Origin of the sequence: Arthrobacter sp. zg-Y916, from assembly GCF_020907385.1 — a bacterium.
In the GTDB taxonomy this organism is placed as follows: Bacteria; Actinomycetota; Actinomycetes; order Actinomycetales; family Micrococcaceae; genus Arthrobacter_B; species Arthrobacter_B caoxuetaonis.
Genome location: NZ_JAJJOD010000002.1, coordinates 43,205 through 55,571 on the forward strand (window position 1 = coordinate 43,205; position 12,367 = coordinate 55,571).

Sequence of the window (12,367 nt, forward strand, 5' to 3'; positions counted from 1 at the left end):
CCGGACCGGGAGACTAAGCCCCTGCCTTGATCTCGGCGCGCACACCACGCAGCCAGGACCGGCGGATGATCCCGCTGCCGGCCCGGATCACCAGCCAGTACAGCTGGAACAGCAGGCGTGCCCGGCGGCCCAGGGGCAGCACCCGGGTCTCGGTGCTAAGGGTCTGCCCGTCCACCGAGAAGTTGATGGCAGCCTTGACCAGACCGGGTCCGCGAAGCGAGCGGAAACCTGAAACGGCGTCGTCCCCCAGTGCCGGAATCTCCCGCTGGCGCAGGCTCACAACGCCGCCAATAACCAGCTCGGCCGGGGAACGGTACAGGACCGTGTACGGTCCGGAGAGCAGCGCGGTGAGCACGCGCCCGTCTGCGGGGTAGCGCCGGGTGCCCAGCCCGGCCATTCGCAGGATGCCGCGGAACACAGGCACCCTGTTCCAGGTCAGCTGTTCCACCACGTCCATCACATTGGCATCCGTGGCGGGAATCCGGATCTGGTGCACCTCGCGGTGTTTCCAGTCCGGCATCGCCTGCTCCAGCACCGTCGGGGTGTTTTCAGCCACCGCAGGCCCCTTTGTTCACCGGGATCAGGGTCAAAGCCCCTCTGTCCTTAACTTTTCCCCGTTCGCGGCCGTGCCACCAGTGCCGCCCGGGGAATCAGTTCCGGTGCCAGGTATCCGGGGCTCCCGACACTTGCCGGCTTACTTCAGCCGGAACACCTCGACGATGTGCGGCGTATCGATCAGGGTGTGAGGGGCAAAGGCGTGGTACGCCCAGACATGGACCCAGGCATTGCCCGTCCTCAGTGTCAGGAAACTCTTGAGCATTCCCGGACCCAGGTATGTGAAGATGAGGAAAATGACCGACAGGACGGTGGATTCAGGGGACGTGAAGACTGCCCATGCGTCCCAGAAGTGTAGTCCGGCGTAGGTCAGCCCACCCAGCAGTACTGTGGCAACGGCCGAACCGGTGAGGCGCAGGATCCGGGGCAGCAGGATCGCGTAGATGAAAACCATCGCAGGGAGCACGGCGCCGGCCATATAGAGGAAGAAGGTCAGGGCAGCGCCGGGCAGGAGCTGATTCAGCGGCAAACCGAGGCTGGCTGGTTGCAGGTAAACGATCTGGAAACAGGTCTCCAGCCCCAGCACCACGAGGATCACCAGCAGATCGTTCCGCGGCGCTGTCGACTTCAATCCCAAGGCGGTGGCAGAGTAGCGGCGCCTGAAATACAGCAGGGGAATGACGGCGTAAACCACCAGGTTGTAGCCAGCCCAGGTCAGCACCTCGCCGGGAGCCAGCTGGTCATGTGTTCCGAATATGGTTCCGGCGAGGTGGAGGCCGAAAGGATGCCAGCCGAAGGCCTGGGCCAGGACGTAGCCGCCCACCATGCCAAGGAGCCCATAGCTGAACAGGCCAAGGGTCTCCCGCAGGGCCTGCCTGCGTTCAGGTGCCCGGGCCGCCAGGTGAGGGTCGGGCCGGTGGCGCGTCAGCAGGTACACCACTCCCATAAGCAGCAGGATCTGTGCCAGTGCAATGTTGACCTCGGCCAGGATCTCGAGGCTTGACTGGCCGGCACGCGCTGGCCAGTCGAACGGCAGCCGGGAGGGGGAGGCAAGGACAACCCACAGGTTGGATGCGGCCCAGCCTGCGGCCGCTGCCCACAACCACCGGGACCGCAGCAGGCGGTGGGGTTGCCTTCTCCTGGGAGGTGCCGTTCCGGGCGTCTCGACGCGCAGGGGCTCAGCAGCTTCGGCGTTCGTGCGCGGGGAATTCTCTTCAGTGCCGTGATTCATCGCTCCTCCAACAGGTGAGGATTTAGCACGCTCGTGATATATGCCATAGGCTAACACGGCTGTGCTATAAAAGATCCATGCCCAAGGTGGTCGATCGGGATCAACGTCGTCTGGAGCTGGCCCGAGCGGCTTGGCGGGTCATCCGGCGCGACGGCATCGAGCGCGCCTCAGTCCGGGAAGTGGCGCGGGAGGCAGGCCTCTCCACCGGATCTCTTCGGCACTACTTCGGCACTCAGTCGGAGCTGCTGATCTTTGCCATGCGCAATGTGATGGAGCAGGTTGAACGCAGGGCTGCAGCTGTCCAGCGCCCGAACGATCCGCTGGCGGCGGCAAAGCTGGTGCTCGCGGAGCTCTTGCCCCTCGATGACGAACGACGGGCAGAAAATGAGGTCTGGGTGGCCTTTATGGCCCGCGCGATGGTGGACCCTCCGCTTGGGTCACTGCGCGACGAGGCCTACGACCGTCTCCGAGAAGCGTGTGCCCGGTGGGTCTCAGCACTTCTTCCCGGCGGCAGCGAGGCTCAGCTGCAGCTCGAATCAGAACGTTTGTTTGCCCTCATCGATGGGCTGGCACTCCATGCGGCCATGCGTCCGGCCAGTGCCACTGCCGCCCGCCTGTCCGCAGTGATGTTCCATCACCTGGAGCAGATCGCAGGCCGCCGGAACTGAACCGCTTGGTGGTTCCCGGGCTGCCCGGGAGTCAGTGCTGGTGCCCTGTGTCCGGGACCTCGGATTCCGGGTGCCCGCCGCCGTCGTCGTCCGGAGCCGCTCCCTGCCCGTGCCCGTCTCCGCCCTGTCCGCTACCGCCCTGTCCCGGGCCGGTGACCACAAACTGTCCCATCAGGCCCTGGTCCTCGTGGAGCAGCAGATGGCAGTGGAACATGTAGGGGGAGTCCGGATCGGCATAGTCCTCGAACCGCATGATCAGCCGGTAGGTGCGGTTCGGTTCCAGATACACGGTGTCCTTGCGTCCACGGAGCTCCGGTGGAGGGGCAGCGCCGTCAATGTCCAGTACCTGGAACTGGACGTCGTGCACGTGCCAGTTGTGCGGTACGCCATGGGTGTTGGTCACCTCCCAGATCTCCGTGCTGCCGAGTTCGGGGGCGGCGTCGATCCGGTTCATGTCCATGCTGCGTCCGTTGATCTGCCGGTCCTGGACCTCAAAGCTGCGGGTGACGGAGGCCTCGGATGCAACCGGCCCCGCGGCGCCGTCGCTCAGGCGCACGGGCAGCGGAGGGGAGGTCTGCAGCTGGTCGGCAGCGCGCAGAAGCAGGACATCGAACCGGTCACGGGCACCGAAAGCGGAGGGCACCAGGACATCGCCGAGGTCGGGCGGGAAGGACGTCAGCATGGTCTGCTCACCCGGGACCATCGGAACGACGATCTCGGCGCGCTCGCCGGGGGAGAGACGCACACGGGTGGTTTGGAGCGGCTCAGCCAGCAATCCGCCGTCGGTGGCGATCTGGTCGAAGCGCCGGTCATCGTCGAAACCGAAGTCATAGGTGCGGGCGGTCGAACCGTTCAGCAGCCGCAGGCGCACGAGTTCAGTGCCCACCTCCTGTACCGCTCCGGCGACGCCGTTGGCCAGGACCGTATCTCCAAGCAGTCCCAGCTCGTTGCCCTGGGAATCCTGAACCAGTCCGCCCCCGCTGTCGAACCGCTTGTCCTGGACAATGACGGGAATATCGTCCTCTCCGTAGTCCTTAGGCAGGTCCAGCTGACGGGACCGCGCATCGTCGAGGATGAACATTCCGGCCAGCCCCCGGTAGACATGCTTCTCCGTCTGGCCGTGCGGATGCGGGTGGTACCAGAGTGTTGCAGCCTGCTGGTCGATTTGCCATTCCGGACGCCACGAGCTGCCGGGAGCAACGGGTTGATGCGGACCGCCGTCCATGGCTGCGGGAAGATGCATGCCATGCCAGTGCACGGTGGTTGGTTCGGAGAGCGAGTTCCGGACCTCGACGGCGACCTGCTCGCCTTCCTCGGCGCGCAGCGTCGGTCCCAGCACATCACCGTTGAACCCCCACGTGGGGGTCTGGAGGCCGGGGACGAGTTCACTGGACCCTTCCTGAGCATCTAGCTGGAACACCCGCGTGCCGTCGACCACCTGGGAATCCGCGAGGGGCGGAATGGGCAGCCGGCGGTCGAAGGGGAACGTGGTCTGTTCCATGGGCTCAGTGGCAGGGACACACCCGGAGACGGCAAAGAGGGCCAGTATCGCGGCGATCAGGACCCGCCGCAGCGCGGTCCGGCGGGTCCGGCGGGATTCGGGCAGGGAGCTGGGTGAAGGGTCCATGCCCGAAACCGTAGGCTGCTGCCTCCCGGCGGGGAGTGGTGCGTGTGTCGACATCCGTGTCGCCTCAGAGCGACTGAGGGGGTCACGCCTTGCGTTCGCGCATAAGGCGGCGGACCAGGCGCGCCCGCCACCTGGCGGGGAGGTCGGCGACTGCGGCGAGCAGCAGGGCGTCCCTGCCAACGAGCCGGCGCGGCGGCGGATGCGGAGAATCGAGGGTTCGAGTGATGAGGCGGGCAACATCTTCCACCGGAAGTGCTTGCCGGAATGCCTGACCGGAGCGCCGGAGAACGGCAAGCAGTGCGCCCCGGTACAGGTCCGCCATTGCTTCCGGCATGCCCTCGAGCTGGGCCAGGGCACGCGCGCTGCTGTCCGTGAGGATGCCGGTGCGGACGGCGCCGGGCTCAAACAGGGTCACCGTTATGCCGCTGCCCGCCGTCTCAGCGCGCAGGGCATCGGTCAACGCAGCGAGCGCGGCCTTGCTGGCCGCGTAAGGGCCGCCAAAAGGCAGCGCGACCCGTCCCTGGCCGGCGCCGACGAAGACCAGGCTGCCCCTGGACTTACGCAGCAGGGGCAGTATCGCCCTGGCCAGCAGCACCGGCGCGAATGTGTTCACCTCGAACTGTTCCCGCAGCGCTTCTGCAGGGATTGCCTCCAGCGGGCCGGGAATGGCGATTCCGGCGCTGCTGATGAACGCATCAAGGACAGGTTCCCTCCGAACCCGGTCCACGAGCGCCTGCAGGGACGAATTCCACCTGAGGTCTGCCTCGACGACTTCAACGCCCTGCAGGTCGTGGAGGGCTGAGCTGTCCTGTCCTGGCAGGGCGGTTGCCAGCACATGCCACTCCTGCCGGGAGAGCGCCTGGCAGACGGCCAGTCCAATGCCCGTGGCAGCACCGGTAACGAGGGCACGGCGGTGCGGGCGGGCGGGAGTGCTGCTGCGCATGATGTTCCTTAGCCAGGCGGTGTACGCCGGGATGCTACGGCACAGGAGGGGAACACAGCTACAGAAACGGCACTGACCCGGGCGCTCGCCGTCTGTTCCATCCCGGGCGGACCCGCAGCCTAATCGAGGATGCCGCCGTGCAGGGCCCGCAGCACAGCGTTTGTCCGGTCACGGGCGCCGAGCTTCAGCAGCAGTGCGGAGATGTGGTTCTTCACCGTTCCCTCTGCCAGGAAGAGAGCGGCAGCGATTTCCCGGTTGCTGAATCCTCCGGCGACAAGACGCAGCACATCCAGCTCCCGCGGGCTCAGTTCTTCAACCGGACCGGTTCCCGGTTCCACCGGCAGCCGGCCGGAACGTACCGCGCGCAGCAGCCGGTCAGTGATCGACGGCGCGATCAGCGTTCCGCCGCAGGCCAGGGTGGACACGGCCCGGGTCAGCTGCTCCAGTGTGACGTCCTTGAGCAGGTATCCGCGGGCGCCGGCTGCCAGCGCTTCAAGCAGCAGGTTGTCATCGTCGAACGTGGTCAGGACCAGCACAGGGACGCGGATGTCCGCAGCGGCCAGTTCCCGCAGCGCCCACAGTCCGTCATAGCCCGGCATCCGCAGGTCAAGCAGTGCAACGTCCGGGATGGCGGCGGCAATCACCTCGACTGCCGCGCGTCCGTCACCCGCCTCGCCAACGACGGCGACGCCCGCCAGCTCCAGCAGGCTCCGGATGCCATGGCGGACCAGCACCTGGTCATCCACCAGCACCACGCGGGTCATGAGGCCGGAACCCTGGCTGTGAGCCGGAACCCGCAGCTGCCGTCCAGCCCAATACTGCCGCCGAGGGCCTCAAAGCGTTCGCGCAGGCCACGCAGGCCGTTGCCGGGCTGCGGCATTCCTCCGCGCCCGTTGTCCACGGCTTCCAGGACTATGTCTGCGCCGTCGCGGGAAACCTTCACCCCGAGGGTGCTGGCACCGGAGTGCCGCAGGGTGTTGGTGGCGATTTCCTGCACCGCCCGGAGAAGGGCAGCAGCCTGCTCCTCATCCGGGTGGAGTCCCGGTTCTACCTCCACCTGCACTGTGAGGCCGGGAAGGTCCTGCACAACTTCAGCGAGCATGGCGTGCAGATCTGCCGTTTCCGTACGCAGCTCTCCCACAGTGGTTCGTACATCGGAAAGGAGCTCGCGGGCCACCCGGTTCGCCCGTTTCACATGCGGACGCGCCCCGGCGCCCTCGGTGTGCTGCGCGGTTTCCAGCTCCAAGGTCAGGACGGTGAGCTGATGGCCGATCAGGTCGTGCAGCTCGCGGGAAATCCGGAGCCGCTCGGCGGTCCTGACTGACTGCGCCAGCAGAAGCTGCGAGGCACGCAGGGCGACGTTGGTCTCGGCTAGTTCCCGGCGCATCCGTTCCCCGGCGATGATCGATGCGGAACTGAGGTGTGAGGCCAGCTGTATCAGCAGATAAAACGCAAGAATGGCCGGCAGTCCCGGGGGCTGGCTGCCGGGAGCGCCCAGACTGACGGCCAGCACGGCGGTGTTGAGCCCGGTAAGCACCAGCCCGGCCCATATCGGAGCGGCGTAAGCGCTGACCGCGACCGTAACAACCAGGATCACGGGCAGCAGTCCCACTCCGGGAGCCGTCAGCACCGCCACCCAGCTCGCAGCGACCGCACCCGCGAGGGCGGCGTGCCCCGGCCTTGAACCGACGTACACAACGCCGGCTGCAAGCAGGCAGCACAGGAAAAGGATAAACACGGCGATCCACCAGATACGGGGGATCAGGGTCTCGGCGGCACCTACCGCCACGGGAAGGCCAACAGCAGCCGCCACCGCAAAGGTGACGATTCCCGAGTAATCCTGGGGCCCAAGCCGACGCATGTTCCTCACCCTAGGGTTGGCGGACCTAAGCGGCAAGGTGCCAAAAGTCATGCCCGCTGGACCCGACGTTTGGCACCTGCGCGGCCGGGGCAGCGCTGCCTAGCCTCTAGGCATGGATACTTCGCAACCGGCGGTCAGCGCCGTGAACCTCGCCAAGAGCTACCGCGGCAGGACGGTCGTGGACGGAGTGAGCCTGCAGATCGGCCAGGGAGAGGTACTGGGCCTGCTGGGGGCCAACGGTGCCGGAAAAACCACCACGGTTGAGATGATCTCCGGCGTGCGCAGGCCCGACCGCGGCAGCGTCCGTGTCCTTGGGCTGGAACCGCGTGCCGACCGGGCGATGGTTCGCAGGATACTCGGTGTCCAGCTGCAGGAAAGCTGTCTGCACCACGCCCTGACCGTAGGTGAGCTCATCAACCTTTACCGCAGCTTTTATCCCCAGCCGCGGCCGGTCCCGGAACTGCTGGCCCTGGTGGGGCTGGACGGGCACGAAAAAGCCAGGTTCGAGTCCCTCTCGGGCGGGCAGCAGCAACGGCTCTCCATTGCCCTGGCACTGGTTGGCCGGCCCAGGGCAGTGATCCTCGACGAACTCACCACCGGACTTGATCCCATGGCGCGGCGGCGCATGTGGTCCACGGTGGAGCAACTGCGCGGCGAAGGCGCCGCCGTCCTGCTGGTGACCCACGCAATGCAGGAGGCAGAGGCACTGTGCGACCGCGTGGCAATGCTCGACGCCGGACGGATCGTCGCGGAGGGCACACCAGCCGGAGTCGCTGAAGCGGCGGGAGCAGGGAATCTCGAAGAGGCTTTCCTGGCCCTGACAGGCAAAACCGTTGGGGAAGAAGAGGAGAGATGATGAGTGCGCTGAGTTCACTGACTGGCGTCCGCGGCCCCGGGATGCGGTCCTGGCTGACCCTGATCGGCTGTGAAGCAAAGATGGTGGGACGAGACACCAGCGGATTGATCGTTCCAATCCTGCTGCCGCTGCTGATCCTGGTGGCGAGTGCGGGAGCCGCCGCCGGCGTGGTTGTGGAGAACGGGCGGACCGCCCTGGAGGTCTTCGTGCTGCCCCTGGTGATCACGATCGTCACCGCGACAATCGGGATGATCAACATGCCCGGTTTCCTCGCTTATTACCGCCGCTCCGGCATCCTTCGCCGGCTCTCAGTAACGCCGGCATCCCCGGCCATGGTGCTGGCGGCCCAGGGAATCGTCGGTGTGCTCCAGGCGCTGCTTGGGATCGTCATGGCCCTAATCGTGGCCATGACCTTTTTCGGTGCAGCGCTGCCGGCGAATCCGGGAACGGCCCTCGCCGTCTTCGCCTTATCTGTTGCCGCCTTGTACTCAGTGGGCCTGATGATCGCGTCCGTGGCGCCCACACCGAACTCCGCCACGGCGATCGGTTTAGTGGTGTTCTTCATTCTCGGTGCCCTCGGCGGAATGTTCGGCGGGTTCAGCGCCCTGACCGGACCGCTGGAAGCCATTGGCAGCGTGCTGCCGTTCGGTGCGTCAGTTCAAGCGCTGTCTGCGGCCTGGGCAGGCACCGCCGTGGCTCCGGCCGCAGTCGGAAGCCTGGCGCTGACCGCACTCCTTGGCAGCAGCGTCTCAGCCCTGCTCTTCCGGTGGCAATGACAAGGTGCGGTAATAAAGGCGCACGTCAGCACGCGAACGCACGTCCCAGACCAGGTGGGAGACCATGCACGGAAGAGAGTCCTGAATTCCCTGTGCCGCAGACGCCCCGCAGCAGGTAGGCTAAGACAGCCGGTAAGGCACGAACGGTAAGCGAGTGTACACATGGCCAGCCGCCGCAATGGCAGCATGGCCGGTTCTTTTTGGGGAGGAAACAGTATGGCGGGCGAGGACTACAACGCCGAAAAATCGGATCAGCGTGGCTTCACTGCGGAGGACACGACTTCGATCAGTCTTCCGCCGGCCTCGGACGCCACCTCGGTAGAGCCGAAGCTCAGCGCCGATGAGAGGGCAGCCGTGGCAGCCCTTCCTTCCGGATCCGCCCTGTTGATCGCCCACTCCGGCCCCAACGCCGGCGCGCGCTTCCTGCTGGACCAGGACGTCACCACGGCCGGGAGGCACCCCAATGCGGACGTTTTCCTGGACGACGTGACTGTCTCCCGGAAGCACGTTGAGTTCCGCCGGACTGCCGACGGCTTCCGGGTCGTTGACTCGATGAGCCTCAACGGCACGTACGTCAACAACGACCGGGTGGACCAGCTGCTGCTGCGCACGGGGAACGAAGTCCAGATCGGCAAGTTCCGCCTCACCTTCTACGCTGCACGCCCGGCTGCCGGCACGGCCTAAAGGCAGAATCGGATGCCAGGACCAGAGTCCGCCCGGCGCGCCCTCGGCTCAGCCGCGGAGCGCGTGCGTCCGCGCGTTCTCAACATCGGCCAGGTCCTCGCTGACCTCAGCAGCGAGTTCCCCGGGATCAGCGCTTCCAAGATCCGTTTCCTCGAGGAAAAGGGGCTGGTGGCACCCCAGCGCACGTCCGCCGGGTACCGCAAGTACTCCGCCCAGGATGTTGAGCGCCTGCGGTTCGTGCTGGCCCTGCAGCGCGACCAGTACCTTCCCCTCAAAGTCATCAAGGACTACCTTGACGCGATCGACAGGGGAGAGCGTCCTGAGTCGCTCCCCGGCGGACTCAGTGTGGCACCCCGTGCAGTGTCCGAGCAGCTGGCGGAAGAACTGGCAGCCAGGACCCGGCCCCGGGTGCTGTCCTTCGATGAACTGGTGGCCGAGTCCGGCGCCTCTGCGGAGCTGGTCCGCAGCCTCATGAGTTTTGGTCTTATCAGTGCTTCGGACCAGCAGTATGATGAACACGCCCTGAAGGTCGCCAAGGCCTGCAGCCAGCTGGAAGCCCACGGGATCGAACCCCGGCACCTGAGGCCGTTCCGTGCTGCTGCAGACCGTGAACTGGGACTGGTGGAGCGGGTCATCGCGCCGGTAGCCTCACGCCGGGACGTCGCCTCGAAGGCGCGGGCCGCCGAGACGGCACGGGAGATCAGCGACCTCTGCCTGAATCTGCACAGTGCCCTGGTCAACGGGCAGATAGCCCGGATGGAGAGCTAAAGCCCATGCAGGAAGTCGAAGTAGTCGGCGTACGGATCGAACTGCCGTCCAACCAGCCCCTGGTACTCCTCAAGGAGCTCGAGGGGGACCGGCACCTGCCTATCTGGATTGGAGCTCCCGAAGCCAGCGCCATCGCCTTCGTGCAGCAGGGAATTGTTCCGCCCCGGCCCATGACGCATGACCTGATGGTCAGCGTGATCAAGGCCTTGAACCACCGGGTCACGGAAGTCCGGCTCGTGACCGTGGAGGACACCGTTTTCCACGCGGAACTGGTATTTGAAGACGGGACCCGGGTCAGTTCCCGTGCCTCGGATGCGATTGCCGTGGCGCTGCGGGTTCCCTGCCCGATCTTCTGCGCAGACACCGTGCTCGACGAAGCCGGCGTGCGGATCACGGAGTCCGACGCTGACGCCGACGAAGAAGACCAGGAGACCGCAGAGCAGGAGCTGCGGCAGTTCCGGGAGTTCCTTGCCGACGTCGAACCCGAGGATTTCGAGCGCTGAGGCGCCGACACGCACTCAAAAAAACAGGCGGCATCTTTGACCTTGGACGTGCTCGGATCTAACGTCAAAGGCATAGAGTTCCCATTGCGCCAGTGGGGTACCACAGACACACTAGTGAGAACAGGCTAGTGCGGCCAGGTCCGGTAACAGGGCCGGTCTTCGTCCGGTGGCCTGCGGCGGCTGCCGATATTGCGGGAACCATTACGAGGAGGAACAGTGAGTCTGAAAGGCGATGCCGGCGAACACCGCGCCGTTGCACCCGGAAAGACGCTGCCGGCCAGTGCCCAGGGACTGCTGTTTACCGAGGACCTCCCGGTGCTGGACGAAGACGCAGGCTATCGTGGTCCCACGGCCTGCAAGGCCGCCGGAATCACCTACCGCCAGCTGGACTACTGGGCTCGGACGGGCCTGGTTGAACCGGCAGTCCGCGGTGCTTCAGGTTCCGGCACGCAGAGGCTTTACAGCTTCCGCGACATCCTGGTCCTGAAGGTGGTCAAGCGCCTGCTGGACACGGGAGTATCACTGCAGCAGATCCGCACCGCTGTTGAACACCTGCGGGAGCGGGGCGTTGAAGACCTCGCCCAGATCACCCTGATGAGCGACGGCGCCAGCGTCTACGAGTGCACGTCGGCTGATGAAGTAATCGACCTGGTCCAGGGCGGGCAGGGCGTGTTTGGCATCGCCGTCGGCCGCGTGTGGCGGGAAGTCGAAGGAAGCCTGGCCCAGCTGCCCAGCGAGCATGCCGATGAGCATTCCTTCCCGGAAGACGAACTCAGCCGCAGGCGCGCAACGCGCAAAATCAGCTAGTCCCCAAGAACACCAAAGAGGCCGCCTCCGTCAGGAAGCGGCCTCTTTTGCGTGCTGGTGCCCGGCTGGGGAAGTGTCAGCTGGCCGGCCGGCGCATCACGCGGTTGCGGACGCTGCCGGTTTGGACAAGGTTCTTGAGCAAGGCGTCAAAAGTCGAGGCTGCCTGCTTGGCCGATTCGCCGGGCCAGTGGTGGACAGAGTGTGCCGCGCCCTGGATCTGCTGCCAGTTGGCGTGTTCAGCAATGTTCGGTTCCAGCAGCAGGCCGCCGAACATCTGCTTCATTTCCGCCAGCCGGAAAGTGTGCTCGTTCGAGGTGGGGCGCACCCGGTTCGCCACGATTCCGGCAGGAGCCAGGTTGGGGGCGAACTCGCGGCGGAAAAGGTCCAGGGCCCGCATGGTGCGTTCGGTGCCGGCCACGGAGAAGAGTCCGGGTTCGGCAACGAGCAGGACGCGGTTTGACGCCGTCCACGCGATGCGGGTCAGCCCGTTGAGTGACGGAGGGCAGTCGATGAGGACCAGCCCGTAGCCGTTGACCTTGCCGAGAAGGGTGGAGAGCCTCTTGAGGTCCCGCTTGCCGAGATCGGGCCGGTCGTAGATACCGGAATAGGCCGAACCCATTGCCACATCCAGGACGGGGGCCCGTTTCGAACCCTGATTGCGCTTCCTGGCTGTTTCCACCCATCCGCTGGGAACCACGTTCGCTGCGAGGTCCGCCCGGCGCGCATTGCGCAGCATGTCGCCGATGCCAAGCTTGTCTCCGGCCGATACCGCGAGGCCGGTCGTGGCATCCGCGTGCGGATCAAGGTCAACCACCAGGGTAGGGATGCCGGCGGCCAGTGCGGCTGAAGCCAGTCCCAAGGTCACGGAGGTCTTGCCGACGCCGCCTTTCAGGCTGCTGATGCTCACTACTTGCACTTGTTGAACCAATACCTAACGTGTCGAGGGATCACGGGCGCCGGGTCCGTGCCAGGGAACCGTACTCATTCTATGTGACGTGTGCGGGCAAGCCGGGCAGGCACGGTTTGCACATCTGCGTCCGGCACTGAATTATGCTCGATGTGACGTCCATTACGTCAGCTTGCTGTTT

Annotated in this window: 14 protein-coding genes; 7 read left to right on the forward strand and 7 right to left on the reverse strand. The window is 65.7% G+C overall.

Features of this window, described 5'->3' with window-relative positions; genetic code table 11:
- Positions 1-13: 13 nt before the first annotated feature.
- Both LOC59_RS05495 and LOC59_RS05500 read right to left on the reverse strand, forming a co-directional pair.
- Positions 14-556: a hypothetical protein gene (locus tag LOC59_RS05495; protein WP_229970946.1), complete on the reverse strand. Its 543-nt coding sequence runs from the start codon at positions 554-556 to the stop codon at positions 14-16.
- A 138-nt stretch (positions 557-694) separates the two neighbouring features.
- On the reverse strand, positions 695-1,786 hold the full coding sequence (locus tag LOC59_RS05500; RefSeq protein WP_227917175.1) for a hypothetical protein: 1,092 nt from the start codon (positions 1,784-1,786) through the stop codon (positions 695-697).
- A 77-nt stretch (positions 1,787-1,863) separates the two neighbouring features.
- Here LOC59_RS05500 and LOC59_RS05505 point away from each other — a divergent pair, with 77 nt between their 5' ends.
- On the forward strand, positions 1,864-2,454 hold the full coding sequence (locus tag LOC59_RS05505; RefSeq protein WP_229970947.1) for a TetR/AcrR family transcriptional regulator: 591 nt from the start codon (positions 1,864-1,866) through the stop codon (positions 2,452-2,454).
- A 31-nt stretch (positions 2,455-2,485) separates the two neighbouring features.
- Here LOC59_RS05505 and LOC59_RS05510 read toward each other — a convergent pair whose 3' ends face one another.
- The 4 genes from LOC59_RS05510 to LOC59_RS05525 form a co-directional block, all read right to left on the reverse strand.
- On the reverse strand, positions 2,486-4,081 hold the full coding sequence (locus tag LOC59_RS05510; protein WP_229970949.1) for a multicopper oxidase family protein: 1,596 nt from the start codon (positions 4,079-4,081) through the stop codon (positions 2,486-2,488).
- 82 nt (positions 4,082-4,163) lie between these two features.
- Positions 4,164-5,024 carry an SDR family NAD(P)-dependent oxidoreductase gene (locus tag LOC59_RS05515; RefSeq protein WP_229970951.1) on the reverse strand — a complete coding sequence of 287 codons (861 nt, stop codon included), beginning with the start codon at positions 5,022-5,024 and terminating at the stop codon, positions 4,164-4,166.
- Positions 5,025-5,143: 119 nt separating this feature from the next.
- Positions 5,144-5,788, reverse strand: a complete 645-nt coding sequence (locus tag LOC59_RS05520; protein ID WP_227897163.1) for a response regulator — start codon at positions 5,786-5,788, stop codon at positions 5,144-5,146.
- Entirely contained in the window at positions 5,785-6,885 is a 1,101-nt protein-coding gene (locus tag LOC59_RS05525) for a sensor histidine kinase (RefSeq protein WP_229970953.1), read from the reverse strand. Before LOC59_RS05525 ends, LOC59_RS05520 begins: the two co-directional genes overlap by 4 nt.
- A 112-nt stretch (positions 6,886-6,997) precedes the next feature.
- On the opposite strand from LOC59_RS05525, the gene LOC59_RS05530 reads away from it, so the two are divergent.
- The 6 genes from LOC59_RS05530 to LOC59_RS05555 all read left to right on the forward strand — a co-directional run bounded on the left by LOC59_RS05530 (position 6,998) and on the right by LOC59_RS05555 (position 11,279).
- Positions 6,998-7,741, forward strand: a complete 744-nt coding sequence (locus LOC59_RS05530; protein WP_229970955.1) for an ABC transporter ATP-binding protein — start codon at positions 6,998-7,000, stop codon at positions 7,739-7,741.
- Entirely contained in the window at positions 7,741-8,517 is a 777-nt protein-coding gene (locus LOC59_RS05535; protein WP_229970957.1) for an ABC transporter permease, read from the forward strand. Before LOC59_RS05530 ends, LOC59_RS05535 begins: the two co-directional genes overlap by 1 nt.
- A 216-nt stretch (positions 8,518-8,733) precedes the next feature.
- Positions 8,734-9,201, forward strand: coding sequence for an FHA domain-containing protein (locus LOC59_RS05540; RefSeq protein ID WP_227897159.1), 468 nt, complete (start codon positions 8,734-8,736; stop codon positions 9,199-9,201).
- Between the two features lie 12 nt (positions 9,202-9,213).
- Positions 9,214-9,969: a transcriptional regulator FtsR gene (ftsR, locus tag LOC59_RS05545; protein ID WP_227897158.1), complete on the forward strand. Its 756-nt coding sequence runs from the start codon at positions 9,214-9,216 to the stop codon at positions 9,967-9,969.
- A 5-nt stretch (positions 9,970-9,974) separates the two neighbouring features.
- Positions 9,975-10,472 (forward strand): bifunctional nuclease family protein, encoded by a 498-nt coding sequence (locus LOC59_RS05550; RefSeq protein WP_227897157.1) that lies wholly within the window; start codon positions 9,975-9,977, stop codon positions 10,470-10,472.
- Between the two features lie 216 nt (positions 10,473-10,688).
- Positions 10,689-11,279: a MerR family transcriptional regulator gene (locus LOC59_RS05555; protein WP_279324720.1), complete on the forward strand. Its 591-nt coding sequence runs from the start codon at positions 10,689-10,691 to the stop codon at positions 11,277-11,279.
- Between the two features lie 76 nt (positions 11,280-11,355).
- Here LOC59_RS05555 and LOC59_RS05560 read toward each other — a convergent pair whose 3' ends face one another.
- Positions 11,356-12,195: a ParA family protein gene (locus tag LOC59_RS05560; RefSeq protein ID WP_229970960.1), complete on the reverse strand. Its 840-nt coding sequence runs from the start codon at positions 12,193-12,195 to the stop codon at positions 11,356-11,358.
- Positions 12,196-12,367: the final 172 nt, after the last annotated feature.

Bases quoted from the DNA above. Each gene is read 5' to 3' on its own strand.
- LOC59_RS05540 (WP_227897159.1), top strand. From the start codon at position 8,734: ATGGCGGGCGAGGACTACAACGCCGAAAAATCGGATCAGCGTGGCTTC.
- LOC59_RS05535 (WP_229970957.1), top strand. From the start codon at position 7,741: ATGAGTGCGCTGAGTTCACTGACTGGCGTCCGCGGCCCCGGGATGCGG.
- LOC59_RS05515 (WP_229970951.1), bottom strand. From the start codon at position 5,024: ATGCGCAGCAGCACTCCCGCCCGCCCGCACCGCCGTGCCCTCGTTACC.
- LOC59_RS05525 (WP_229970953.1), bottom strand. From the start codon at position 6,885: ATGCGTCGGCTTGGGCCCCAGGATTACTCGGGAATCGTCACCTTTGCG.
- LOC59_RS05550 (WP_227897157.1), top strand. From the start codon at position 9,975: ATGCAGGAAGTCGAAGTAGTCGGCGTACGGATCGAACTGCCGTCCAAC.
- LOC59_RS05520 (WP_227897163.1), bottom strand. From the start codon at position 5,788: ATGACCCGCGTGGTGCTGGTGGATGACCAGGTGCTGGTCCGCCATGGC.
- LOC59_RS05505 (WP_229970947.1), top strand. From the start codon at position 1,864: ATGCCCAAGGTGGTCGATCGGGATCAACGTCGTCTGGAGCTGGCCCGA.
- ftsR (WP_227897158.1), top strand. From the start codon at position 9,214: ATGCCAGGACCAGAGTCCGCCCGGCGCGCCCTCGGCTCAGCCGCGGAG.
- LOC59_RS05500 (WP_227917175.1), bottom strand. From the start codon at position 1,786: ATGAATCACGGCACTGAAGAGAATTCCCCGCGCACGAACGCCGAAGCT.
- LOC59_RS05530 (WP_229970955.1), top strand. From the start codon at position 6,998: ATGGATACTTCGCAACCGGCGGTCAGCGCCGTGAACCTCGCCAAGAGC.
- LOC59_RS05510 (WP_229970949.1), bottom strand. From the start codon at position 4,081: ATGGACCCTTCACCCAGCTCCCTGCCCGAATCCCGCCGGACCCGCCGG.